The following is a 22,973-nucleotide window of genomic DNA, read 5'->3' as shown; positions in this document are numbered from 1 at the left end:
ATTCGATGGGTGTGATTATCTCGCGTTGGTTGATTATAGTTGGGCTACTCATTGGTTTAACTTCACTTGTTGGGGTCGCACAGAGGGCTGAGGCTAGCCCGATCGGGGCTGAACGAATTATGCTAACTGGAAATGCTTGGTTAAATGGTATGGGTGTTGAGGTTATTTACCCACTTCGATCAGGCGACCCCGGCAATCAGGGCACCTATGGTCTTCAATATCAATGTGTTGAATTAATTCAGCGTTTGTATGCTATGCGTTTAGGTTACCCTTCGCGCTGGGCGGTAGCCTCGGCCTATCAAATGGAGTTTATTCCTGGCCGAGCGCAATTTGAAGATCTTACCTTCCATGCGAATGGCAGCACGCAGCTTCCTCAATTGGGTGATATTGTGGTTTTTCCGCCAGTCACTGGCAATCCACATGGGCATGTGGCAATTGTGAGCATGGTCAGTGCTAACCAAGTTGAGGTTATTCAGCAAAATGCTTGGACCTCGAGTGCTCAGCCAATGTTTCGTCAATCCTTCCAATTACGGCGTGTGAATGGCGGCTATACGATTGTTGGTAATGCTCGTGGCTGGATTCACTCACCCCGTTGGAATTTTGCCGGCACGACGGCTAATTATCGCCCGTTGCGTTTATTTTGGCAGGGTGCACGCGAAGATAATTTTACAACGGCTAGCCTACAAGGAGAAATCTCTGCGGCTGCGGCTGGTTATGCCTCTGCTCGAACCGAAGGCTTTGTATTTAGCCATTCAGCAGCAGGTCGAATCCCGCTCCAGCAATATTGGCATAGTGATCGGGGCGATAATATTGTTGTGGCGACGACGGCTGGCATCAATGATGCGGTGAATGCTGGCTATAGTTTTGTGCGAACTGAAGGCTACATTTACCCTACTCCTCAACAACATACTGTGCCGTTGAAATTATTTTGGAGTTCAGCTCGCCAAGATAATTTTACAACTTCGACAGCTGAAGGAGAGCAATCGGCTTTGGCCGCAGGCTATAGTTTTGTGCGGATTGAAGGCTATGTTTTTGCCGCGCGGCCACTCCAACTCTACTGGCAAGCAAATCGCGGTGACAATTTTACCACTGCTACTGCTGAGGGAATTGCTTCGGCCCAAGCAGCCGGCTATAGCTTTGTACGAACTGAAGGCTATGTTTTCGCTGATCCCCTACCAGATACAGTGCCACTGAAATTGTTTTGGAATGCTAACCGCCAAGATAATTATGTGACGGCAACTGCATCTGGTGAGGCGGCGGCCTTGGCAGCAGGCTACACGTTTGTGCGAATTGAAGGCTATGTTTTGCCAACCAATGGTGTTGGTCTACGACCTTTGGAGCTGTTTTGGCATAGTGGCCGAGGCGATAACTTTACGACGAGTTCATCGGCGGGAGCAACTGATGCACGCAATGCGGGCTATCAGTTTGCCTTGAATGAGGGCTATATTTATGGAAGCGTACCTGCCGGATTTAGCCCAGTTGCAACTGTAACAAGTAATGCCCAAACGACCCATATTCAGTGGGATGCTGTGACCGGTGCAACTCACTATTTTGTGCAATATAGTCAACTCAATGCTTCAAAAAAACGACAAACTGGTGATAATAATCCTCCTATTCAGGTGGTTGTAACTCAGGCAACCGAGATTGTTATTGATAGTCCCTTGCTGCAAGATGTGCGGGTGCGAAGCTGTAATAGCGAAGGGTGTAGCGCTAGCATTACCGAAGAAGAGATCTTTACTGTGCCAATTCTCCAAACATTCTTGCCTGCCATCAGCCGTTAATTGTTAAGGAGGAATTTTCAATGATGAGGCGTTTGAATCAATTGGTTCTTGTGTTGCTCTTGCTAGGGAGCTCCCAGGTTTCAGCCGCCGTTGACCAAATAAATTCCTATCACGATACACTCACAGGCCTTATTTGGCAGTATCCTCACGATTGGACTTTAGATCAAAGCGTGATTGCGATCCATTCCAATCCAGAACCACATCACATCCAGCAACGATTAATCGTAGCTCCTCGTGATGGCGCATCGACCCAATTTATGATTGACACATGGTTTCAGGCTAAAGAGCTTGACTTGACTGCCTGGTATAAACGCTATGATGCGGCCAACTATAGCCCACAGGTGATAGTAAAATCTGCTCCGACGATCAGTCTTTTAGGATATCCAAGCCTCCTGCTGATTGATCCACCAAGCCAAACCCAACGCGGCTCAATTAATGTGTTGGCCCAGCTTGATGGCCTGATTGTGCGGATTGCCTATCCCTTGACTGATGGTGGTCAGCACCAGACTGAGTTTTTAGCCTTGTTACAATCATTTGCCCATGCTAAAGCACCTTCAAGGGTCTCGCGTTTGCCCACACGCGACCAATTGCCAGCAATAACACCCGAGAGTCCAACCAGTAGTTGTTGCGGCTGGGTTGATCCGAACTCAAATACCTATCCATGTAACGGAGGAAATTGTACATGGTGGGCGAAATATAAACGGCCCGACATTGGCAACTCTTGGGGTGACGCGCTTGGGTGGCGGAATCGAGCCCGCCAAGAAGGCTTTGCAGTGGATACGGTGGCACGGGTTGGAGCGATAGCCGTCTATCAACCAGGAGTATATATTGGACAAAATCTATGGGCAGGATCGGTTGGGCATGTCGCGTATGTTGAGGCAGTGGGGGCAAATGGTAGTTTTACGATCAGCGATATGAGTTATGAGCGGGGTTGTCAGTATGGTAATAATGGAGTTCTTACGATCCAAAGCCAGCAAACCAATAATGAAAATCTCGTATTTATTTATGCGCCCAATGTAGCACCAAATCCGCCAAGTTTGCTTGAGCCAAGCCATACAAGCGCGATTAATCGACTGAATCCAACCTTACGCTGGCAAGATATGGGCGATCCTGATAATTACCCTAATCCGCATCGCGACTATACCGTAGAAATTTGGAAAACAGATCAGTCTTGGAGTCAATCTTGGGGTTGGACAACCAATCCTAATTGGCAACCAACCTTACCAAACGAAGGGAGCTATGCTTGGCGCGTGCTAGCTGGCGATGGATCTGTTGGAAGTGACTGGTCGCCGACTTGGAACTTTATCGCTGACACAACTGTGCCAACTGGTGGCTATACCCACCCTGTAAATGATAGTGCAACCCGTCTATCGGTTGATTTACGTGGAACTGCTAGCGATAATTTAAGTGGCGTTGATCATGTGAATTTTACGGCGCATTATGATGGTGAATGGCATGTGATTCATACTGATTCGACCGCACCCTATGAATATACTTGGGATCTGAGTGGGGTCAGTGATCAATTGATTTTGTTGGGCTATGATATTTACGATCAGGCTGGAAACGTTGCTTTGGCTCCGCAAGGGGTTTTGACTATGTATAAAGATACGGTTGCCCCAACCGGAGGCTATACTCAGCCAGCCAATGATGTGATCGTTCAGGATTCGCTGGTATTGCGTGGAACCGCTAGCGATAATTTGAGTGGCGTTGATCATGTGAATTTTACGGCGCATTACGATGGTGAATGGCATGTGATTCATACTGATTCGACCGCACCCTATGAATATACCTGGGATCTGAGTGGGGTCAGTGATCAATTGATTTTGTTGGGCTATGATATTTACGATCAGGCTGGAAACGTTGCTTTGGCTCCACAAGGGGTATTAACAATCCACAAAGTTAGTCAATATCAACAATTTTTGCCGCTTGCCCAACGCTAAACTTGTTAATAGTTTGATCTTCCGCTTGTAAGGATTTAGGCCTTACAAGCGGTTTTTTTAGTCCAGTTTAAATAATCGGCCCAACGAAAACGGTATGGCCATTGGCTTGGCTGCGATCGGCGGCGGTTTCAACAATTGCTTGTGCAAATTCTTCAATCGTGGGAATTGGCTCAGGGTTATGTTCTTTACGGGCAGCCAAAAAGCCAGGCTGGGCACGATCAAGCAATTTGGGTGTGATCGTGCCTTCGATCATATCGCCGCTAACCACATAAAAATGAATCCCTCGCTGGGTAAATTGGTCAATCCGTTCGCGGAGCGCCATTTCGCCAGCTTTTTTGCTGCTGGCAACTGGCTCGTAGCCAGCGATGATTGGCCGTTCGCCATAGAAATGCGCCCAGTGACTGGTGACGAAAACAATGCAACTGCCAGCTTGCATCAATGGCAACATCGTTTCGACGGTTTGGACTTGAGCAGTGAGATTGAGATCCATGGCGTAGCTAGCGGGTTTATCTTTTTCGAGGCCACCACTGGCGTTGAGTACCAACAGATCGAGTTTGCCAAAGGCTTGTTGAATTTGGGTTTGGGTGGTAATCAGATCATTAATTTGAGTTAAATCAGCCTGAGCCAAGAGTGCAGTTCGGCCAAACGCAGTTATTTCGCTGGCAACGGCTTCGGCTCGCGCGGCTTTGCTGCGATAATTAATCACGATATCAGCTCCACGCTGCGCCAGCTGGCGACTAATTTCGGCTCCAATGCCGCGCGAAGCTCCAGTTACGAGGGCAACTTGCCCACTAAAATCCTGTGGCACACACGATCCTTTCACGTAGCTCGGTTGGTTTCCCCAATCTGGAGAAAGCTAGCACGATTATACAATAGAGGGCTAGGGGCTCGTTGTCAGGTAAGTAGCGGGTAGGGGATGTGGGTTTGAATCGGCTTTCTGTTGCGAAGTATTGAGCAATGATTAAAAACCTACCCGTGAAAGGGTAGGTGGTGAGTTTTAATATTGTAGCTTGAGCCTTTAATCAAAATCCCCTCGTCTGTTTTGCAGAAAAGGGGTTCCAATCATTTAGGCGATTGTTGGTTGATCAACAATCAATGCATCGTTGCCAAATGAACGAATCTGTTCAACGGGCAGCATAGTTCTGCCGCGAAGATCTTGCAATAAACCTTGTTTGAGTTCATACCCAAGAATTTGGCCGCGCTCATCGATTGTAACATCAGCAATAGTCCCAAGCTGGGTTCCATCAACCGTGATAACATTCGTGCCAGTAATCTGATGAGCTTGCTTGATCAGTGCTGCAAGCTCAGGATCTTCTTTAACCGAGGTTGGGGTGGTCTCGCCGCCAACCACCACAACATCACCAATACTGATTACCTGTTCCCAACGGATGCTATGCGCCGAACGAAGTAGCCCAGCGCGTTCGGTAAGCAAGGCAACCACCCGTGTTGGTGGCTGATCTAGCACGACATCCTGCACCGTGGCCATTCGCTCACCGGTCGCTTGGGCAATAATTGGTTTGCCAAAAAGACTATTAACGGTTGTCATGAAATAAACTCCTTGTGCTAATGTGCGTCTTTGCTAATTTAGCGATAAAGCACATCCTGTTCCATGAGCAACGCGAACAACCCACCACAAATTGTTTGCCGAATAGCTTCGGGACGTTTGACCAAGCTTGCGCTACGCTTCTTGTTATCAAATTCACAATAATCGTAGCGAGGCTGCAACCGTGCAAAGTGGGTGGCTCGGCTATGCTAAGATGGCATCGAGAGAAACAGCCTGATCGGCTGTACGCTGCGAAAGGAACATTATGTTGGACTTGCTAGCGTCGAATCCACTATTGCTGTTGTTTGTGGTTGCAGCAATTGGCTATCCTTTAGGACAATTGAATCTCGGCGGTGTACGCCTCGGCGTTGCCGCCGTTTTGTTTGTGGGCTTGGCAATTGGCTCGCTCGACGAGCGCCTAAAACTGCCGGAAGTGCTGTATCAATTTGGCTTGGTGATGTTTGTCTACACCGTCGGGTTGAGCAGCGGGCATCAGTTTTTTCGCTCGTGGAAGAGCAAAGGCTTACGCGATAATCTCTTTATTGGTGGGATGATCGTCATTGCCTATTTGTTTGCAATTCTGGCCCATTCGTTCTTTAGTATTAAACCAACTTTGACCGTCGGCCTGTTCACTGGCACGATCACCAACACGCCAGCGCTGGCTGCGGCAATTGAATACTTAAAATCGGTCTTGCCCGAGCAAGAATTAGCCGCTGTGGTCAATGATCCAGTTGTCGGCTATTCGATTGCCTACCCCATGGGTGTGGTGGCAATGATGCTGGCAATCGTTTTTGTGCAACGTTTGTGGCGCATCGATTATGTTAAAGAATTAGCCTCACGCCACGATTTAGCTGGCAATCATCACGATATTACCAGCCGCACGGTTGAAATTACTAATCCTGAAGTCACCAATTTATCAGTCCAAGCCTTGATTGCCAAATATCATTGGCCCATGGTTTTCGGGCGTTATCGCCGCGATGGTCATGTAGCGGTTACGACGGGCGCAACCCAATTTATGCTTGGCGATCATGTGAGCATTGTTGGGGCCAGCGAAGTGTTGGAAAAAGCCCTAGCCGTGCTTGGCCAGGAAACCGAAGATATTTCCAACGACCGCCGCGATCTTGATTATCGCCGCATGTTCGTCTCCAACCCCAAAATTGTTGGGATTCGGTTAGAACAACTGAATTTGCCCCAAGTCTTAGGGGCAACAATTACCCGGGTGCGCCGTGGCGATGTGGAAATGTTGCCAACCGCCGATACCCGTTTGGAACTGGGCGATCGGGTGCGGGTGATTGCTCGCCGCGCTGATATTCCCCAAGTAAGCCGCTTTTTTGGCGATTCCTATCGTGCCTTGAGTGAAGTTGATATTTTGACCTTCACCTTAGGCCTAGTTTTGGGCTTGGTTGTGGGTTCGTTGGTGCTGCCATTGCCAGGCGGCGTGAGCATCAAACTTGGCTTTGCTGGCGGGCCATTGGTGGTTTCGTTGATTTTGGGCGCACTCGACCGCACTGGCCCGTTGGTTTGGAATATGCCCTATAGCACCAACTTAACCCTGCGCCAAATCGGGATTGTGATGTTCTTGGCCGGGGTTGGCACACGCGCAGGCTACGATTTTGTCAAATTCTTATTCAGCAGCAATGGCTTGCTCTTATTTGGGGTTGGCGCAGCGATTACGTTTAGCATCGCCATGTTGATTTTGACAATTGGCTACAAAGTGCTGAAGATCCCAATGGGCATTTTGACGGGGATGTTAGCGGGCTTTCAAACCCAGCCAGCCTTGCTCAGTTTTGCCCTGCAACAAAGCAACAACGAGCTGCCAAATCAAGGCTATGCAGCGGTTTATCCATTAGCATTAATCATCAAAATTATTTTGGCGCAACTCATGCTGATTCAACTGCTATGACATTGGTTGTCACAAACCAACGTATGCTGATGGCAGGCCAATTATGGTCTGCCATTACTGTTTGTGAGGTTTGGGCATGATCTTTGAATGGAAAAACCACTACGGTGAATTGGCGGTAAACAACGCATCTGGCTGGGAGCACTTTCGGTCAGATGATTATCTCATGCGCTTTTATGTCGAAGATGACGACCCAGATCCATGGGAGATTTTTTTTCAATGATTGGCTGGTAGGTGATGAACCAGCCCACACCACGGGCATTGTGCTGGATCGCTGGTGGCACTGGGATGATCCAGCTGAGCGGCTGAGTGCCGACTATGTTTTAGCCCAGCTTGCCAATGCCCACGAACGCTTTCCACTGCTGAGAGCGCTATTTGTTGGCAATGTTACTGATAAAAAATGGGATATTGCCTGCATCACGCAAGGCAATTATGCGCCAGTTTTGGCAGCCTACCCCCAACTTGAATCGTTGGTGATTCGCGGTGGAGCTGGTTTAAGTTTTGGCGCGATTAAGCATCAACAGCTCAAAACCTTGGTTGTTCAAACTGCTGGCTTACCAGCTCAAGCCGTGCGCGAGCTTGCTGCCGCCAATTTGCCAGCGCTAGAGCATTTGGAACTGTGGCTGGGCTGCGCTTACCATGGCGGCGATTCAACGGTTGCTGATTTGCAACCAATTTTGAATGGCATAGGCTTGCCGAATTTAATAACTTTAGCCTTACGTAATTGTGACTATGCCGATGACCTTGCTCAAGCGCTGGCCAATGCCCCGATTCTTGAGCGGATCAAAATCCTCGATCTTTCGCTGGGTAACTTGAGTGATGTTGGAGCCGAAGCCTTGTTTGGGAGTCCATCAATTCGCAAATTCGATATGCTTGTGTTGCATCATCACTATATGAGCGATGATATGCTTGATTGCTGGGCAGCAATTGATCTGGCGGTTGAGATTAGCGTTCAACAATTTGTTGGAGACAATGAGGATGAAGCACAACGCGAGATCGCGATCAGCGAATACTTAGCGTAGTTCGTGTGAGATTGCTTGTTGCGCAAAGAAAGAGGTAAGGTATGGTTTTTGATTGGATTGGCTATTTCGGCGACTCGACCATGGCTAACTGGGATGGACAAGAACAATTTGAACCAATTGAGCATCCGGTGCGGCTGCATTTGCAATATGATTACGATGTCAAGGCTACCACTCAAACATGGGAAGCTTATTTTAATGCGTGGCTCGCCACCAATGAACCAGCTAAAACGACAGGCTTGGTGCTTGGGCGCTGGTGGCACGACACGGTTGATCCTGGCGATATTGATTTCGTGTTAGAAACGATTATCGATGCTCGCGAACGCTTACCCTTGCTCAAAGCCTTGTTTGTGGGCGACTTTACCTACGAAGAATGGGAAATTTCGTGGATTACCCAAGGCGATTATGCCCCAGTCTTGGCGGCCTTCCCGCAACTTGAATATTTGGTAATTCGCGGTGGCTCGGAGTTGAGTTTTGACGCAGTTCAGCACCAAAATCTCAAGGCCTTGGTCATTCAGACTGGTGGTTTAGCAGCCCAAGTCGTGCGTGAGATTGTTGCTGCTGATTTGCCAGCGCTTGAACATTTGGAGCTATGGCTAGGTAGCGATTACTATGGCGGCGATTCGACGCTTGCTGATTTGCAGCCAATTTTGGATGCTGAATGTTTTCCAAATTTAGAAATTTTAGGGTTGCGTGATTGCGAATATGCCGATGATCTTGCTCAGGCGCTGGTCAATGCCCCGATTCTTGAACAGATCGGCTGTCTTGATCTTTCGTTGGGCAACTTGAGCGACGTGGGAGCCGAAGCCTTATTCGCCAGTCAAGCCATTCGTTGCCTCAACTTTCTTGATTTGCATCATCACTACATGAGCAATGATCTGCTTGATTGTTGGGCAACGATTGGGCTTAATTGCGATGTGAGCGAGCAACAAGTTCCCCAAGAACATGAGGGCGAAGAACATCGCTATGCTGCGGTGACCGAATAACGGTCAAGATCTAGGGATGCTATTTTTGTATAGGTATGCTAGGATGCTTATACACAGCGATGATCATCCTACTAGGGCTTTACTATGCAATCATTATTGCCATTGCTTCCCCTACCATTGCTTAAACTCCTGAATACGGCGGAATCTCCCAATGATCTTTTGGCTGAACAGCAATTTCATGCGGTTGTTATGTTCGCTGATATTGCGGGCTTTACAGCATTAAGTGATCAAGCTGGTGATCTTGGTGCTCGTGGCACCGAGCAGTTAACGTTAGTGCTAAACCAAGTCTTTGAAGCAATGATCGAGCTGATTCAGACAGCTGGTGGCGTTATTTGGGGCTTTAGTGGTGATGCATTGACTGCGCTTTTTTGCTATGAAACTCCTCAGCAAATACCGATTGCCCTGCAAGCTTTGCGTTGTAGCCTTGCAATTCAAACAGCGATGAACCAATTTCAGACCAATACGTTACTCAATGAGTTTGCAGCTATTCGTTTAACGATGAAGATTGGGTTAGCTCATGGTGAGCTTAGCTGTGGCATGGCTGGTCTTCCACAACAACGCTTAGTGCCATTATTAGTGGGACAACCTTTAATTGAAAGTAGTTTGGTTGAAAACCAAGCACTAGAGGGGGCGATTGGTTTAACGGCTGAGCTGTGGCATACTGTTCAGCCGTATGTCGAAGTCCAAGCCCACGATAATTATTATTGGCTCCAAAGCTGCCAACCTGGAGCATCAATCACTCAACCTAGCTTGTTACCTGCCCAATTGCCTGCTAGAGCTGAAATGTTTATCCATCCATTAATTGCCAAGCGTTTATCTGATAATCAGGCCTCATTTATCAACGAACATCGGCTTGTGTATGTCTTATTTGCACAACTACGGATTGAACAACCACCGCAGGGGCTTGCAAGCATGCGCGAATGGGCAAGTATGCTCACGGCAATTAGTGCTCAGTATGATGGGTATATCAGCCATGTAACGGCTGGCGATAAAGGCATCACAAGTATGATCTTATTTGGTGCGCCAATTGCCCATGAAGATGATCCTTTGCGGATTTTAGATTGTGCTTTAGCTGTGCGTGAGCAAACCAGTCAATTAGGCTATCAATCGGCCTTAGGCCTAACTAGTGGAGTGGTTTATTGTGGGCTAGTAGGTTCGACTATTCGCCAAGATTATACAACGATTGGGGACTCGATTAATGTGGCTGCTCGCTTGATGGAGCAGGCTGAACCTGACCAGATTTTGGTGAGCCTGGAGTTGGCTAACCATGCACAGACGCAGTTTCATTGGCAAGCTTTACCTGCGGTTATGCTCAAAGGCAAGCCGCAACCAATTGCACTGATGGCGCTCCAACAACGGGCTGCGGAAGCATCAGTCCGTTTGCCTGAAGTCGCAAGTAATCTGCGATTAATCGGGCGTGCTAGTGAATTAGCAACATTATTAAGTGTAACAGGGCAAGCCTTCGCAGGCCATGGCCAGATTATGGCGATTGTTGGCGAAGCAGGGATTGGCAAATCGCATTTGATCAATGCTTATCTCCAACAAGTTGATCCGGAGCACTGGAATATTTATCGCGGGGAATGCGAGGCCTATGGCGAAAATAGCCCGTACTTGGTTTGGAATGCAATTTGGCGAGCTTTTTTCTGTATTGAACCAAATTGGGATCTAGCAACGCAGATTCGGGTTTTAAATTTTCAACTGGAGCTGATCGATCCAAGCCTCCTTAATCGCTTGCCATTGCTGGGAACGATATTTAATTTGGCGATTCCTGCCAACGAAACGACAGCATTGCTTGAGCCACAAATGCAAAAATTGGCGCGTGAGGCTGTTTTAATCCAAGCTTTACGGCTACGGGCAATGCGGCAACCGCTGATCTTAATTTTAGAAGATTGCCATTGGATCGACCCACTTTCGGCTGATTTGTTGTGGGCAATTAGCCAAGTAATTGAACACTTGCCCATTTGCATCATTTTGGGCTATCGTCCAACGATTCAGAATGAGTTGATTAGTCAGCGTTTACCGCAATTATCATATTGGGGTAGCGTGACGCTCCATGAATTTGATCAGGGCGAAGCAAGCCAATTGGTTGCATATAAAATGCAGCATTGGCTTGGTGAGCAACAGATATCAAGCTCATTGGCTGCCCATTTAATCAACCAAGCTGAGGGTAATCCTTTTTATCTCGAAGAATTGCTTAATTATGTCCATACGCAAGGCTTGGATCTGAATGATGCAGCGGTTATTAGCAAACTACAACTGCCCGCCAGCCTTTCGAGCTTAATTTTAAGCAGAATTGATCAACTCAATGAGCGCCAGCAATTGACGATCAAAATTGCAAGCATTATCGGGCGGTTATTTAAACTCCATTGGTTATGGGGTGTTTATCCACAGCTTGGTGATTATCAAGCAATTCAAACTGATCTCGAAATACTTGATCGGATGGATTTAACAATTAAGCATAGTTTTGAACCAGAGATTGCTTATATTTTCAAGCATATGTTAACGTATGAAGTGACCTATGAAAGTTTAACCTATGCTACACGATCAACCTTGCATGAGCAATTTGGCCATTTTCTTGAGCAGCACTATGCCGATGATCCAAGCTATCTCGATGTGATTTGCTATCACTTTACGCGCAGTGACAATCACCGCAAGAAAATTGAATATTTGTGGAAGGCGGCTAAGCTGGCACAACAATCTTATGCCAATGAAGCTGCTTTATTGTTCTATCGTCAACTCCTCAATTTATTACCAGCAGCTGAGCATTGGACAGTCCTATTGCCAATTGGTGAGATTCTTCAGATTGTTGGTAAGCCGCAAGCAGCGATTGAGGCGTATCAAAGCATTATTCAAGCCTTACCGTCTGTTGCCGATGCTGCGATTAAAGGGCGTTGGAGTATTGGCAAGATTTATGGCGAGCTTGGTCAGTTCGAGCAAGGCCTAACGTGGTTGGAACAAGCCCGAACCAGTTATTTGAAGCTAGGCAATGCTGAGGGTGTTGCCGAAGTTTTAATTGATATTGCTAATATTTTATGGCAACAAGGGTATTATGATCAAGGCCTTGCCTATGTGCAGCAAAGTCTTGATCATTGGCGACAACTCGCCAATCCATTGGGAATGGCCCGTGCTTTATTTCAATTGGGCGTAATTCTGTCCGATCAACGGCGTTATGCCGAGGCTTATCATGCTTTGGAGCAAAGTTTAGCCCTTCGTCGCGAGGCGGGCGATCTTTTTGCTGTGGCAAGTTCACTGAATGATTTAGGAATTATTGCGTTTGATCGTGGTGATTATACAACGGCTGAGCATTTGTATACCGAGGCTTTTACAATTCGGCGTGATCTGGGCTTTATCCGTGGGATGGCTCAATCGTTAAGTAATTTGGCTAATGCTGTCTTTGTATCAGGTGATTATCAACGAACCCGTGAATTGTTAGAACAAGCCTTGATCTATCGACGGCAAGTTGGACACCAACGCGGAATCGCCATCTCACTGGCACATTTAGGTAATACTTACGCAGCGCTAGGCGATTTTAAGGCTGCCTGGAACAATCATCGGGATGCATTTGTGGTTCGTTGCACGATTAATCATCGTTTGGGAATTGCCCAATCGCAAGTAGCTATGGGCTTTTTAGCACTGCGAACAGGTGATTTTTATCAGGCCTATGGCTTGTTTCAGCAAAGTATTCATGGCTTTTTAGTGCTTGATGACCAACGTGGATTGGCTGAAAATTTGGTCGGGTTTGGCTGTGTCGCGGCTGGGTTGCTTAAATACCAGCTTGCTCATCAATTTATGCTAGCGGCTGAAACAATTATTGCAAGCCTTAATACGATTTTTGAGCCAGAATTTCGCGATGGTCATGCTTGGTTGAAACGTCAATTAAATCAAAACTTGCCTGACTTGCTTGGTTTAAGTGAAGCAAACAATCCTAGTACTATCGAGACATTATTGAAGGTGAGTTATCGCTTGTATTAAGCTGTGCTTGAGCAAGTTGTGCTGCAAAATGCTCAGCTTGAGCCGAATTATTTGCTTGAAGATAATTGACATACGCTTGTAATAATAACATTGCCTCGTGCGCTTGGCCTTGTTTAAGCAATAACAGACCTAGATGCCAGCCTGCCAAATGAAAAATCACCAGATTGTTGCGGCTTTGAGCTAGTTGGCGGGTACGCTCAAAACAGGTAATTGCCGCTGAATATTGATTTAATTCGACATAACGTAAGCCAACTGTACCCAAAGCATAGCCTTTGCCAAAGCCATCATTATTGCTAGTTGCTGACTCACCACTAGCCTTTCCGGCATAAATTTGTTGGGTCAAGGCTAATTTTTGTTGATAATAGGCGGCTGAGCCTTTGGCATGTGGGTTGCGGCGATAGCCCTGCATCCAGCGCAACCAGCGCAAGCTCATAATCACAATAATATCGGCAATCACATAGCAGACAAACGCTCCAACTGGGGGATTGGTGGTGTGCAATAATCCATTGAGCGGGTTGAGATCCCAGCGCCAACAGCCGAGCCATGTGCCCAATAGCTCGATATAGAGCACTAAAAAGCCCATAATCAAATGTAATAATTGAGCACGATAGAGCAATACAATCAGGCTGAACCCCAGCCCAAACAGCAAACTCAGGCTATCATGGAACAGCAAAAATGCGCCAATAAACAAACTGATATGGCCAAGCAATAACCCCCAGCGTAAACGTTGTTCGCGCTGCTTGACCCAAGCCAATTCGCTGATCAACAAGCCTGTGCTGAGCAAAATTGCATGGCCAAACGGCACATAGATCGGAATTGCCTCAAACTTGTAGCTGTAAAGCTCAAGCAACAGGCTAAATACATATTCGCCCAGCGCCGAAAATGGCACAAACACCAAGGCGATCAGGCGTTGCTCGGGGCGCAAGTGATAGAGCATCAAGCCAAAGTAGAGCGGTGCGGCGATGTTGCTGATGATTTGGCCGTTGAAGCCTCGGGCATAGAGCCAAGCCGAATCATTGAACAGGGCAAAAAGCACAATCGGCCAAAAACCGATGATCAAACCAATTTGCCAAGCTTGCTGTTTGCTGCTGGTGGTCATGGCTAGGCTCCCATACTAGGCGGTAGCCATATTTTAGCCGAATTGAGAGATGGGGGATTAGTTGTTAGGGGTCAGGAGCTAGAGTTGAAACCACCAGGAGCGCGAAGTCTAGGTTTTTTGCCACAGATGAGCACAGATTGGTGTGATTATGCTGCTGGATTACCAGCGCGTTCTCCAACAACCAACCCTGATATTTAATACAGCGGTGCAGAGGATGCATGGCTCTAGGTTATCAGCTCTAGGCTATTGGTTTTTCCAATGAATCTCGGATAGCCAGCTTCTTTTTCGGGCGATTCGTGGCTAAAAATCAGCCTTCGTGCCCTTCGTGTTCTTCGTGGATCGAACATATAATCAAATAAATTTGTGCTCTGGCACGATATATTGAATTGAAGAGAGGATAATACCGATGAACGCTCAAGTTTTACATGAAGCGGCCAACCAGCGTGAAAGCGCCCGTTTGTTGCAGCTGCGGCTCACAGGCTTCGTTGGCCGAGAAGCCGAACAAGCCGCGATTCGAGCATTAATCGACCAAACCCGTGCAACAGGTGGCTATGTGTTGGTCACGGGCGAGGCTGGGGCTGGCAAAAGTAGCCTGATCGCCCAACTAATTGTGAATGCTGGGCTGGCCCAAACCCCACAACATTTTATTGCGCTCACCCCAGGCCGCGCCTACCAACTCGACGTGCTGCGGAGCGTGGTGGCTCAACTCATGCTCAAACACAATCTAACGAGCAACTATTTTCCTGCCGACAGCTACCCGGCCTTGCGCCTCGAATTTGGCCAGCTATTACAAACACTCTCGGCGCGTGGCATCAGCGAAACGATCTATCTCGATGGGTTGGATCAATTGCAGCCTGAGGTAGATGGAACCCGCGATATTAGCTTTTTGCCGTTGCAACTGCCGCCTGGCATCGTGATGGTGCTTGGCTCGCGACCCAACGAGACGATCGACAGTTTAGCGCTTGAACACGGGGTCGTTTATCAGGTTCCACCATTGAGCGCCGCTGATGCGATCCGCCGTTGGCAGCAGGTGCAGCCGACGTTTGAGTCAGCATTGTTGTACGGTTTAGCCCAATCAGTCAAGGGCAATGCCTTGTTGGTCGAACTGGCAGCCACGCTGATGCGCCAACCTTCAGCAACCGAATTGCTGGATTTGCTCGATCAGGCTAGCGCTGACTCGACCAAGCTCTTTCGCCTGAGCCTTGGGCGGATCGAACAGACGGCACCGAAGCAATGGCAACCGCTGATTCGCCCAGTATTGGCGGTGTTGTTGGTGACCCAAGAACCGCTCCAGCCCGCCGTGCTTGCGGCGATTATTGAACAACCCGTTGATGCCATTGCCGACGCACTGCCCCTGATGGGCGATTGGGTCAGCACCGCCGCTGATCAACGTGTGGCCCTGCGTCATTTGTTGTTTCACGATTTTCTGATCGACCACGAATTTACCCAGCCAGAATTGCAAGTGTGGCATGGACGGATGGCGCAATGGTGTGGCACAGCGCTTGATCAGATTTGGCAGGATAGTGCTGAATCGCTCGAACAGGCACGGCGCTGGTATGGCCGTCAGCATTTCATCACCCATTTGCATTTGGCGGAACACTGGGAAGAACTATGGCAAGTGATCGATGCGGGCGAGTATGGCGAGCAGAAAGTGCGCTTTGAGCCAAGCACGCGCTTGTATGGCTTGGATTTGGATCGTGCTCGCGAGAGCGTAATTGCCGCTGGTCAGAGCATCGAACAGCAGTTTGAATTGTTGCCACGTTTGTGGCGTTATAGCCTGCTGCGCACCAGCCTCACTGCCCATGCCGATCATTGGCACGACGATCTGTTTGTGATTTTGGCAGCCGTTGGCCGTTTATCCGAAGCGTTGGCCCAAATTGATATTTGTTCCGTTCGAACACGGCAAGTCGTGTTATGGTCGCGAGTCATTCAGTATGCTGAGCCTGAGCTAGGCTTGAAAATCCTCCAACGTATGGAGCAAACGGCGCGGAGTATCCGCAATCCCGAAGGGCGTGATTTTGGATTGTGCCGCGTTGCAAGAACCTATGCTGACCATGGCTTGTTCACTTTTGCATATCCGATCACATTGACATTGACATTGGATATCAGCCGTGATAAAACCCTTGCCTATTTGATCGACACCGCTATCAAACAGCATGATTTTGATCAGGCTTGGATTATGGTTGGTCAGATTCAAACAGCACAATATCGCATTAAAAGTGCCATGGTATTGGCGCAAGCACTTATGTTGATTGGAGAATTTGCTAAGGCCCAGCAACTGTTAATCGAAACCTTACCATTTGCCGATGCAGAGCATGTGGTCGAAATTAAGAGTGTGCTCGCAACGATTGCTTGGCGGCTTGGCAATTATCGCCAGTCCCGTGCGCTCTTGGCCTACGCCCGAGCTTTGAGCAAGCGCTTAACTGATGCTGTTCAACCCGCAGCTGTATTGGCAGTGATCCGTGGCTACCTTGATAGAGCTGTCTCCCAACGGCAAGGCGGAAAAATCAAGGCGGCTGTATTGGCAGTGATCCGTGGCTACCTTGATCGAGGGAATCTGGCCAAAGCTCAAAGCTTGCATCCGATGATTCGAAGGGATTACTTTCGGAGTGAACTTGTTTGTATCTATCTCAAATATGATAAGATCGCAATTGCAGCCGAGTTGACCACGACGATTACCAATGGGTTTTCTTGCGATCCGGCATATACTGCGCTAGCAGCTTGGTATTGTAAGGAAGCCGATTTTGCCAAGGCTGAGCAAGCGATTGATTTGATTATTGGGCATGAAAAAAAGCGAGAAAGTCTGTGTCTCCTAGCGACCAGTTATGCGCAAAATTTGCAAATTAAGCAGACGCTGGTGGTGCTACAACGTGCGCTCGAAACCATTGAGCGCAGCCATTATTCGGCAAAAAGCTTGATCCAAATTGGCGATACCTATGCTCGTCAGCACTTGCATGATCACGCTCGGGGTATTTTTGCTGAAGCACTGGCTAAAATTACAACTATTGATCAGCAGCTTTTCTATGAACAAATATCGGAGTTCCTGTGGCTGGCCGAACATGTTAAGCGCTATGGCTATGAAGATCTCTGTGAGCGGGTTGTTCAAACCGCCTTATTAATTGGTCAGCGAGCAACCTTTGAATATTCATTGTTGTTCGAGAAAGCTACGATCTACTTTAATCATGGTGAGATTAACCTTGTTCGTCAGATGGTTGATGCTAGTACTGAGCCGCAGCTAGCAGTCCAACTGTTACAAATGCTCTTAAGGCAAGCAATTGAGCAACAAAATCATTCACAAGCTCAAACCTATGTGCTTGAAGCATTAACCCATGTGCGAAAGATTGAAAACCCTCGCTCTCGAATCAGGGTTCTATGTGAGCTTGCGGATACCGTTTTGGCGAGTGAATTTCAAGCCCAAGGTCAGCTTATGATCGCTGAGGCGAGCCAACTCGTACCATTGCTCCAAACTGAAATAGATCAAGAAATTGCCATTCCTATATTAATTAAGAGCTATGTTGCCTATGCTATGTTGGCTGATGCCCTCAAGTTTGCTCAATCAATCACTATTCTCGAATTGAAGAACTATAGCCTTGAAAAAATAAGTCGCTCCTACGCTGAAAATGGTCAGATTGAGCAAGCCTATGCGACGCTTAACTTGAGCCGCTCCCGACCTGAGGCGTATGCATGGAATTTGTACGAGATTATAATCAAAGCGCATGAGTATGGCTTAGCTATGCTTGCAGAAGGGTGTTATGTTGAAATAATTGAGGTATTGAGGATCATCACCGATCCAGCTAGCGTGCTTGAATATCTAAAAGATTTGGCGATTGCCCAGATTAGCTATGGTTCCAATCAGTATCTTCCCAGCCTATTGGATTCCATCCGTACTATGCGGCATCCAGATTTGCCCGTATATCGGTATGTGCAAGTGCTTTGTCAAATTGCTCGAGCCTATATCCAACAAGCCAACTACCCAGATTTTGCCGATTGGTTAGCGTATGCCCATTCCATTGCCCAATCTCCCCCAAACGTTACTGCCTATCATTATGTTGCGATGGAATATCTTCAGCATGCTACCGATTCAGATACTGAGGTATTTTTGGCTGATATGCTTGGTTTAGCCGATGGTATTGCACCAAGTAGTTATGCAAATAAGCTATTTACTGTATTAGCCAATAGCTGTACGTCCTATGGGGTGCGTGGGCATCTAGATTTTTTGGGCAAAGCCTATCAGTTTGCTATGGCTATTTCAGAGCCGTTCCAGCGTGCCCAAGCCCTAAGAATCGTCGCCAATGGCTTTGCTAAGGTTGATGATCGAGCGATGCTAGAAATGATTATTGCTGAAATAAGCCAGCTTTCGCCTAATCGCTTAAGTCTTGATGCTATTGCTTTGACCTATGCGCAACGAGGCGATTTGGCTTTTGCTCAAACGCTGATTGCCAATGATGAAGTATCAGAAGAAAGAGATGCTGCCTTGGATTATCTGATTCCAGCATTGCTGCAAACCGATGCTGTCGTTGCTGCATATCAGATCTCGCATGGGTTTACTAGGCTGACGAAACGGATTAAGTTCTTGCACCAAATCATTAACTACTATGTTGAGCGCCAGCAAATTGCCGAAAGTATTCAGATTATTCGAGCCGAATGGCGTAATTGTGCTACTACTGCTGATCTATGGGATCTACGCACAATCGTCTTGCCGCTTGATTCAACCCAGCCATGGCTTGGCATGGCCTTGCTCGATAGCGTGCCATGGGTTGAGCAGCAAGTAGCCCGATTGCAATAAAACGTTTGGATAAAAGCTATGTTGGCTTGAAGTTTTGGTGTGGTCAGATTTAAACCACGAAGGACACGAAGGTTAAGTTTTTTGCCACAGATGAGCACAGATGTATTTGATTATGCTGCTGAATTACTAGCGTGATCCTCAACAACTAACTCGTATGTTTAACGCAGCGGTGCAAAGAATATGCTTGCTCTGCGCTGCTGCGTTAAATTTTACGCTTGATAACTATTTTGATTTTTGCCTTCGGCCTTTTGACTTTATCTTTTAGCGTTGTCGTCCCATGCGCTGGCCAACTTGGGTCACGATATCGCTGACGCTGAAGCTGGCGTAAGCTGTGCCGCCTGCATTGGCTGTTTCCGACGAGAAGCCGCTGGCTGAGTTCGTTTGCAGTGAACCACCGCTATTGATCGTGTAGCTTGCGCCTTGTTGCAGCTCTGGCGATGAGAAGACCAAAGTTTGGTATTGTTTGCTGGGCGTAAAGCTCATAATCGCCTTGCCTGATTGATCAAGAATTTGTACCAAGTTGCCAGCAGCTTGGGCTGAGCTGTAGTTGATCAGCACTGAGGCTTGGCTTGAGCTGGTGTCGGGTGCTTGGGCCATGCCCGCACTGCCACTAGCAACTAAAATCCCACCATTCAACGCGAAACCACCATCATAATCCAATGCGCCGTTCATTTGCTCGGTTGGGCCATGAACCAACACCAAACCACCGTTCATCACAATCGAACCATTGGCATCTAAGCCGTCGCCAGCAGCATTGACTACCAATGTACCGCCGTTGATGTACAAGAAGTAGTTGCCAGCGGCAAAGCTATCGTTGCGATTGGGCCGCCCCATGCCACCGCCTTGCATACTCGAACCATCGCCACCGGCGACATTTACACCATCATCTTGGGCTACAAGGTTAATTGTGCCATCGTTAATCGTGATGACGGCACTTTCAAGGCCTTCATACGAGGTGCTAATCGTCAGATCGCCGCCGTTGATCGTCAGGTTTGCATCGGCATGCACACCATCATCGCCTGCGGCTAGGTTGATTGTGCCAGCATTGATCGTAATATTGCTATCGGAATGCAGCGCATCTTCAGCAGCATCAATTGTGATCGTACCATCGGCAATCACTAAATTTTGGTCAGCTTTCAAGCCTTTGGCTGAGGCATCGGCGCTCACACTAGCGTTATTGCCGCCACCAGCACTAATCGTCAAATCGCCAGCATCGATCAAGAGATCGGTGACTGCACTGAGGCCATCGCCGCCAGCAGTGATTTTGAATGTACCACCTGTGATCGAAATATAGCCTTTGGTCGGATCTTCTTCGTTATCAGCGGTTAGGCCATCGCCTTGAGCGTTGATGCTGATTGTGCCGCCGTTGACCACCAGATAATCTTTGCCGCGCAAGCCATCATCAACGGCGGTAATATCGATGTCGCCGCTGTTGATCACCAAGCCATCTTTGCCAGTGATGCCGTCGTTACCGTTGGCCTGAATTATCAAGCTACCAGTGCCATCAATCGCTAGATCGGCTTTGCTATACAGCGTAGCATTGGGCAAATCTTCTTCGGTTGTAGCGTTGGCCGAGGCATCAATCGTATCTGAAAGCGTATTTTGGCTGCCATCGGCCAAAATCACCGCAACTTGTTCGGCTTGCATAATCGCGATGGGGGCACTGGTTGAGCTATGAATTGTTACGCCATTCAAAATTAAGCGCACTAAATCGTTATCAGTAGTATCAACGATAATTTGGCCATCGCTCAAATTGCCACTCAATTGATAGGTGCCAGCGGCACTAATTGTGGCGGTCGTGCTTTCAACCTTGACATTGGGGCTGCTGGCGGTGATGCTACTATCACTGAGTTTAATCTCGACGAGTTCTGTTGTATCCCATGCCAAATCAGCCGAGGTATCGTGGGGTGTAGCTTTGGTCGCCAGTGCTTCATCAATTGATTCGACGGTTGGCACGACTACGCTTGGGCTGGTTATTGTCGCACTATTTGAACTGACCACCGCTTGGTTGTTGCTCGAAGTCGGGTTGCTGCTGGTCGTCGTTTGGTTACTTGAACAGGCTGCTAAAATTGCCACCAGCATACTGGTGATGAGTGCTCTGGTAAATGGTTTCATGCGAAATCTCCCAATAGAATCTGTAACATAGCCGATTCCCTTACCTTGTGACTGCTTTGTTTGAGTCCAGCCCCCTTGCTCACTTGTGAGAGAGAGGGCTGGGGGTGAGGGAATATCGATTAATCTGCTATGAATTCTAGTCAGCAAGTGTGAGGAACTCGTGAAGAGAATATGTGGTTGATGTTGGGGATGCACGGTATACTTTGAGGAGCTAGGCCGATAGTGAATTGCCTGATCAAGGAGCGGTATATGCCAAATCATCCATTAACGTTGCTAGAGCCACGTTTGCGCTCGTTATTGCCAGCGATGTTGTATGCCTCGGTTTGGGTCGAGCCGATTCCAGAACGCTTGATTCAGGTTTTTGAGCATTTGCGAACCTTGCGACGGATGTTGGGTGATTATGTGCCGCGCTTTGTGGCCGAAACCCCGCCAACCCCAGGCCTGGCTCGCTCCGCTTGGCAAGAAGGCACCTTGATGTTTACCGATTTGGCTGGCTTTACCACATTAATGGATGCCCATGCTGATGATCATGCCACCGACCAAGTGTTAAATGTATTGAATAGCTATTTTGCTCAAATGGTCGAAATCATCAGCAAATCGGGTGGCAATCTTTTGGAATGGACAGGCGATGCGATGTTGGTGCAGTTTCCGGCTGATGGTGAGCGCAACGACACAGCCTTGGCGGTGCGGGCTGGCCTGCGCATGCAACGGGCGATGAAGCAATTTAATCAATTAGCCACGCCGCAAGGGGTTATTTCGCTGGGCATGCGTATCGGGTTGCATCGTGGGCGCTTTATTGCTGCCGATATTGGCACACCCAAACGCATGGAATATGTACTGTTGGGTGAGGCGGTGCAAGCAACGAAATATGCTGAAGGTGCAGGCGAAGTTGGGCGGGTTTGTCTCAGCCAAGCGGCATTGCACGCAGTTGAGGGTTTGTATCGCTGTGAATTATTGAATGATGGTTATGCCTTGGTTTGTGATGATTTGGCTGAGCAAGCCTTAGGCGAATATGATATTGCGCCAACCAAACGCCGCCAAGCAGGCGGATTTTTGCTTGATCGCAGCGTTGCAGCGTTGGTGCATGAAATTGAAGAAATGCTTAACACAACTGAGCCATTAGCCAGCTTTTTGCCTGTGTCGGTGCTACGCTTATTGGTTGAAACTGCGGCTCAGCGTAAAGTGCCGCCGCAATGGCTGCAACTCCCAGTTATTTATATGAATTTAAGTGGGATCAGCGATGCCCCCGAATATCTCGACCCCGATGAAGAACCCTTGTTAATCAAAGCCTATTCACGGATTTTTGCCTTGATCAATGCAGCAGTTGAAACCTCCGGCGGGATTCTGAAAAACGTAACCTACGATAAATCTGGCTCGAATATTTTGATTCATTTTGGAGTGACTGGGGCACATGTTGATGATGGCTTGCGAGCGGCTCAAACGGCGCTGGCGATTCAAAAATTGGTTGAGCAATCGCCAGCATTGCATTTTCGGCGTTATCAACAACGAATTCGCTGCAAAATTGGCCTCGCTTATGGTCCAGCGTTTGCCGCCGAAATTGGCGAGCCACGTGGCCGACGTGAATTTAATTTGCTGGGCGATGTGGTCAATACCGCAGCACGTTTGATGGCTGCCGCTGAACAAGGCCAGATTTTGCTCGAAGCCAGCCTGCAACAACTGATAGATCAACAATTGCCATGTGTTGATTTGGGCACAATCAGCTTGAAAGGCAAGGTTAGCCCAACCCCAATCTTTAGCCTGCATCCTGCTAACTGAGCAGGTAATGGGTTGTGGTTAGTTGCTGTTTGAGACTGACTGGAACAAACGATCTG

At 48.0% G+C, this 22,973-nt stretch carries 12 protein-coding genes; 8 read left to right on the top strand and 4 right to left on the bottom strand.

Annotated elements, in window-relative coordinates; all coding sequences use genetic code 11:
- Window positions 1-5 precede the first annotated feature (5 nt).
- Both ABEB26_RS04435 and ABEB26_RS04430 read left to right on the top strand, forming a co-directional pair.
- Window positions 6-1,781 (top strand): CHAP domain-containing protein, encoded by a 1,776-nt coding sequence (locus tag ABEB26_RS04435; protein WP_345720753.1) that lies wholly within the window; start codon window positions 6-8, stop codon window positions 1,779-1,781.
- A gap of 257 nt (window positions 1,782-2,038) precedes the next feature.
- Window positions 2,039-3,721, top strand: coding sequence for an Ig-like domain-containing protein (locus ABEB26_RS04430; RefSeq protein WP_345720752.1), 1,683 nt, complete (start codon window positions 2,039-2,041; stop codon window positions 3,719-3,721).
- A 67-nt stretch (window positions 3,722-3,788) separates the two neighbouring features.
- Here ABEB26_RS04430 and ABEB26_RS04425 read toward each other — a convergent pair whose 3' ends face one another.
- Together ABEB26_RS04425 and ABEB26_RS04420 are read right to left on the bottom strand one after the other, a co-directional pair.
- Complete coding sequence (locus ABEB26_RS04425; RefSeq protein WP_345720751.1) at window positions 3,789-4,529, bottom strand: SDR family oxidoreductase; 741 nt, start codon at window positions 4,527-4,529, stop codon at window positions 3,789-3,791.
- A 258-nt stretch (window positions 4,530-4,787) separates the two neighbouring features.
- Window positions 4,788-5,267 (bottom strand): PRC-barrel domain-containing protein, encoded by a 480-nt coding sequence (locus ABEB26_RS04420; protein ID WP_345720750.1) that lies wholly within the window; start codon window positions 5,265-5,267, stop codon window positions 4,788-4,790.
- 262 nt (window positions 5,268-5,529) lie between these two features.
- Between ABEB26_RS04420 and ABEB26_RS04415 the strand changes: the two genes are divergently transcribed.
- The 4 genes from ABEB26_RS04415 to ABEB26_RS04400 all read left to right on the top strand — a co-directional run bounded on the left by ABEB26_RS04415 (window position 5,530) and on the right by ABEB26_RS04400 (window position 13,141).
- Entirely contained in the window at window positions 5,530-7,167 is a 1,638-nt protein-coding gene (locus ABEB26_RS04415; RefSeq protein WP_345720749.1) for an aspartate:alanine exchanger family transporter, read from the top strand.
- Window positions 7,168-7,340: 173 nt separating this feature from the next.
- Window positions 7,341-8,186 carry a hypothetical protein gene (locus tag ABEB26_RS04410; protein WP_345720748.1) on the top strand — a complete coding sequence of 282 codons (846 nt, stop codon included), beginning with the start codon at window positions 7,341-7,343 and terminating at the stop codon, window positions 8,184-8,186.
- A gap of 41 nt (window positions 8,187-8,227) precedes the next feature.
- Window positions 8,228-9,169: an STM4015 family protein gene (locus tag ABEB26_RS04405; protein ID WP_345720747.1), complete on the top strand. Its 942-nt coding sequence runs from the start codon at window positions 8,228-8,230 to the stop codon at window positions 9,167-9,169.
- Window positions 9,170-9,253: 84 nt separating this feature from the next.
- The gene (locus ABEB26_RS04400) at window positions 9,254-13,141 is read left to right on the top strand and encodes a tetratricopeptide repeat protein (protein WP_345720746.1); all 3,888 of its coding nucleotides are present in this window, start codon (window positions 9,254-9,256) and stop codon (window positions 13,139-13,141) included.
- On the opposite strand, the gene ABEB26_RS04395 is transcribed toward ABEB26_RS04400, so the two are convergent.
- On the bottom strand, window positions 13,101-14,240 hold the full coding sequence (locus ABEB26_RS04395; RefSeq protein ID WP_345720745.1) for a hypothetical protein: 1,140 nt from the start codon (window positions 14,238-14,240) through the stop codon (window positions 13,101-13,103). The genes ABEB26_RS04400 and ABEB26_RS04395 overlap by 41 nt on opposite strands.
- 406 nt (window positions 14,241-14,646) lie before the next feature.
- Here ABEB26_RS04395 and ABEB26_RS04390 point away from each other — a divergent pair, with 406 nt between their 5' ends.
- Window positions 14,647-19,026, top strand: coding sequence for an AAA family ATPase (locus tag ABEB26_RS04390; RefSeq protein ID WP_345720744.1), 4,380 nt, complete (start codon window positions 14,647-14,649; stop codon window positions 19,024-19,026).
- A 261-nt stretch (window positions 19,027-19,287) separates the two neighbouring features.
- Here the strand turns inward: ABEB26_RS04390 and ABEB26_RS04385 are convergent, their stop codons facing one another.
- A complete protein-coding gene (locus ABEB26_RS04385) occupies window positions 19,288-21,141 on the bottom strand; it encodes a carbohydrate-binding domain-containing protein (RefSeq protein ID WP_345720743.1) in 1,854 nt (617 codons plus the stop codon).
- A gap of 249 nt (window positions 21,142-21,390) precedes the next feature.
- Here ABEB26_RS04385 and ABEB26_RS04380 point away from each other — a divergent pair, with 249 nt between their 5' ends.
- Window positions 21,391-22,917 (top strand): adenylate/guanylate cyclase domain-containing protein, encoded by a 1,527-nt coding sequence (locus tag ABEB26_RS04380; RefSeq protein WP_345720742.1) that lies wholly within the window; start codon window positions 21,391-21,393, stop codon window positions 22,915-22,917.
- The last annotated feature ends 56 nt before the right edge of the window (window positions 22,918-22,973 follow it).

The sequence above is a fragment of the Herpetosiphon gulosus genome (assembly GCF_039545135.1).
In the GTDB taxonomy this organism is placed as follows: Bacteria; Chloroflexota; Chloroflexia; order Chloroflexales; family Herpetosiphonaceae; genus Herpetosiphon; species Herpetosiphon gulosus.
Note: the sequence above shows the minus strand (reverse complement) of the source record. Positions and strands in the feature narration are given on the sequence as shown.

Excerpts from the sequence above, each read along its gene's own strand:
- ABEB26_RS04435 (WP_345720753.1), top strand. The coding sequence starts at position 6 with ATGGGTGTGATTATCTCGCGTTGGTTGATTATAGTTGGGCTACTCATT.
- ABEB26_RS04430 (WP_345720752.1), top strand. The coding sequence starts at position 2,039 with ATGATTGACACATGGTTTCAGGCTAAAGAGCTTGACTTGACTGCCTGG.
- ABEB26_RS04420 (WP_345720750.1), bottom strand. The coding sequence starts at position 5,267 with ATGACAACCGTTAATAGTCTTTTTGGCAAACCAATTATTGCCCAAGCG.
- ABEB26_RS04415 (WP_345720749.1), top strand. The coding sequence starts at position 5,530 with ATGTTGGACTTGCTAGCGTCGAATCCACTATTGCTGTTGTTTGTGGTT.
- ABEB26_RS04410 (WP_345720748.1), top strand. The coding sequence starts at position 7,341 with ATGTCGAAGATGACGACCCAGATCCATGGGAGATTTTTTTTCAATGAT.
- ABEB26_RS04405 (WP_345720747.1), top strand. The coding sequence starts at position 8,228 with ATGGTTTTTGATTGGATTGGCTATTTCGGCGACTCGACCATGGCTAAC.
- ABEB26_RS04400 (WP_345720746.1), top strand. The coding sequence starts at position 9,254 with ATGCAATCATTATTGCCATTGCTTCCCCTACCATTGCTTAAACTCCTG.
- ABEB26_RS04395 (WP_345720745.1), bottom strand. The coding sequence starts at position 14,240 with ATGACCACCAGCAGCAAACAGCAAGCTTGGCAAATTGGTTTGATCATC.
- ABEB26_RS04390 (WP_345720744.1), top strand. The coding sequence starts at position 14,647 with ATGAACGCTCAAGTTTTACATGAAGCGGCCAACCAGCGTGAAAGCGCC.
- ABEB26_RS04385 (WP_345720743.1), bottom strand. The coding sequence starts at position 21,141 with ATGAAACCATTTACCAGAGCACTCATCACCAGTATGCTGGTGGCAATT.
- ABEB26_RS04380 (WP_345720742.1), top strand. The coding sequence starts at position 21,391 with ATGCCAAATCATCCATTAACGTTGCTAGAGCCACGTTTGCGCTCGTTA.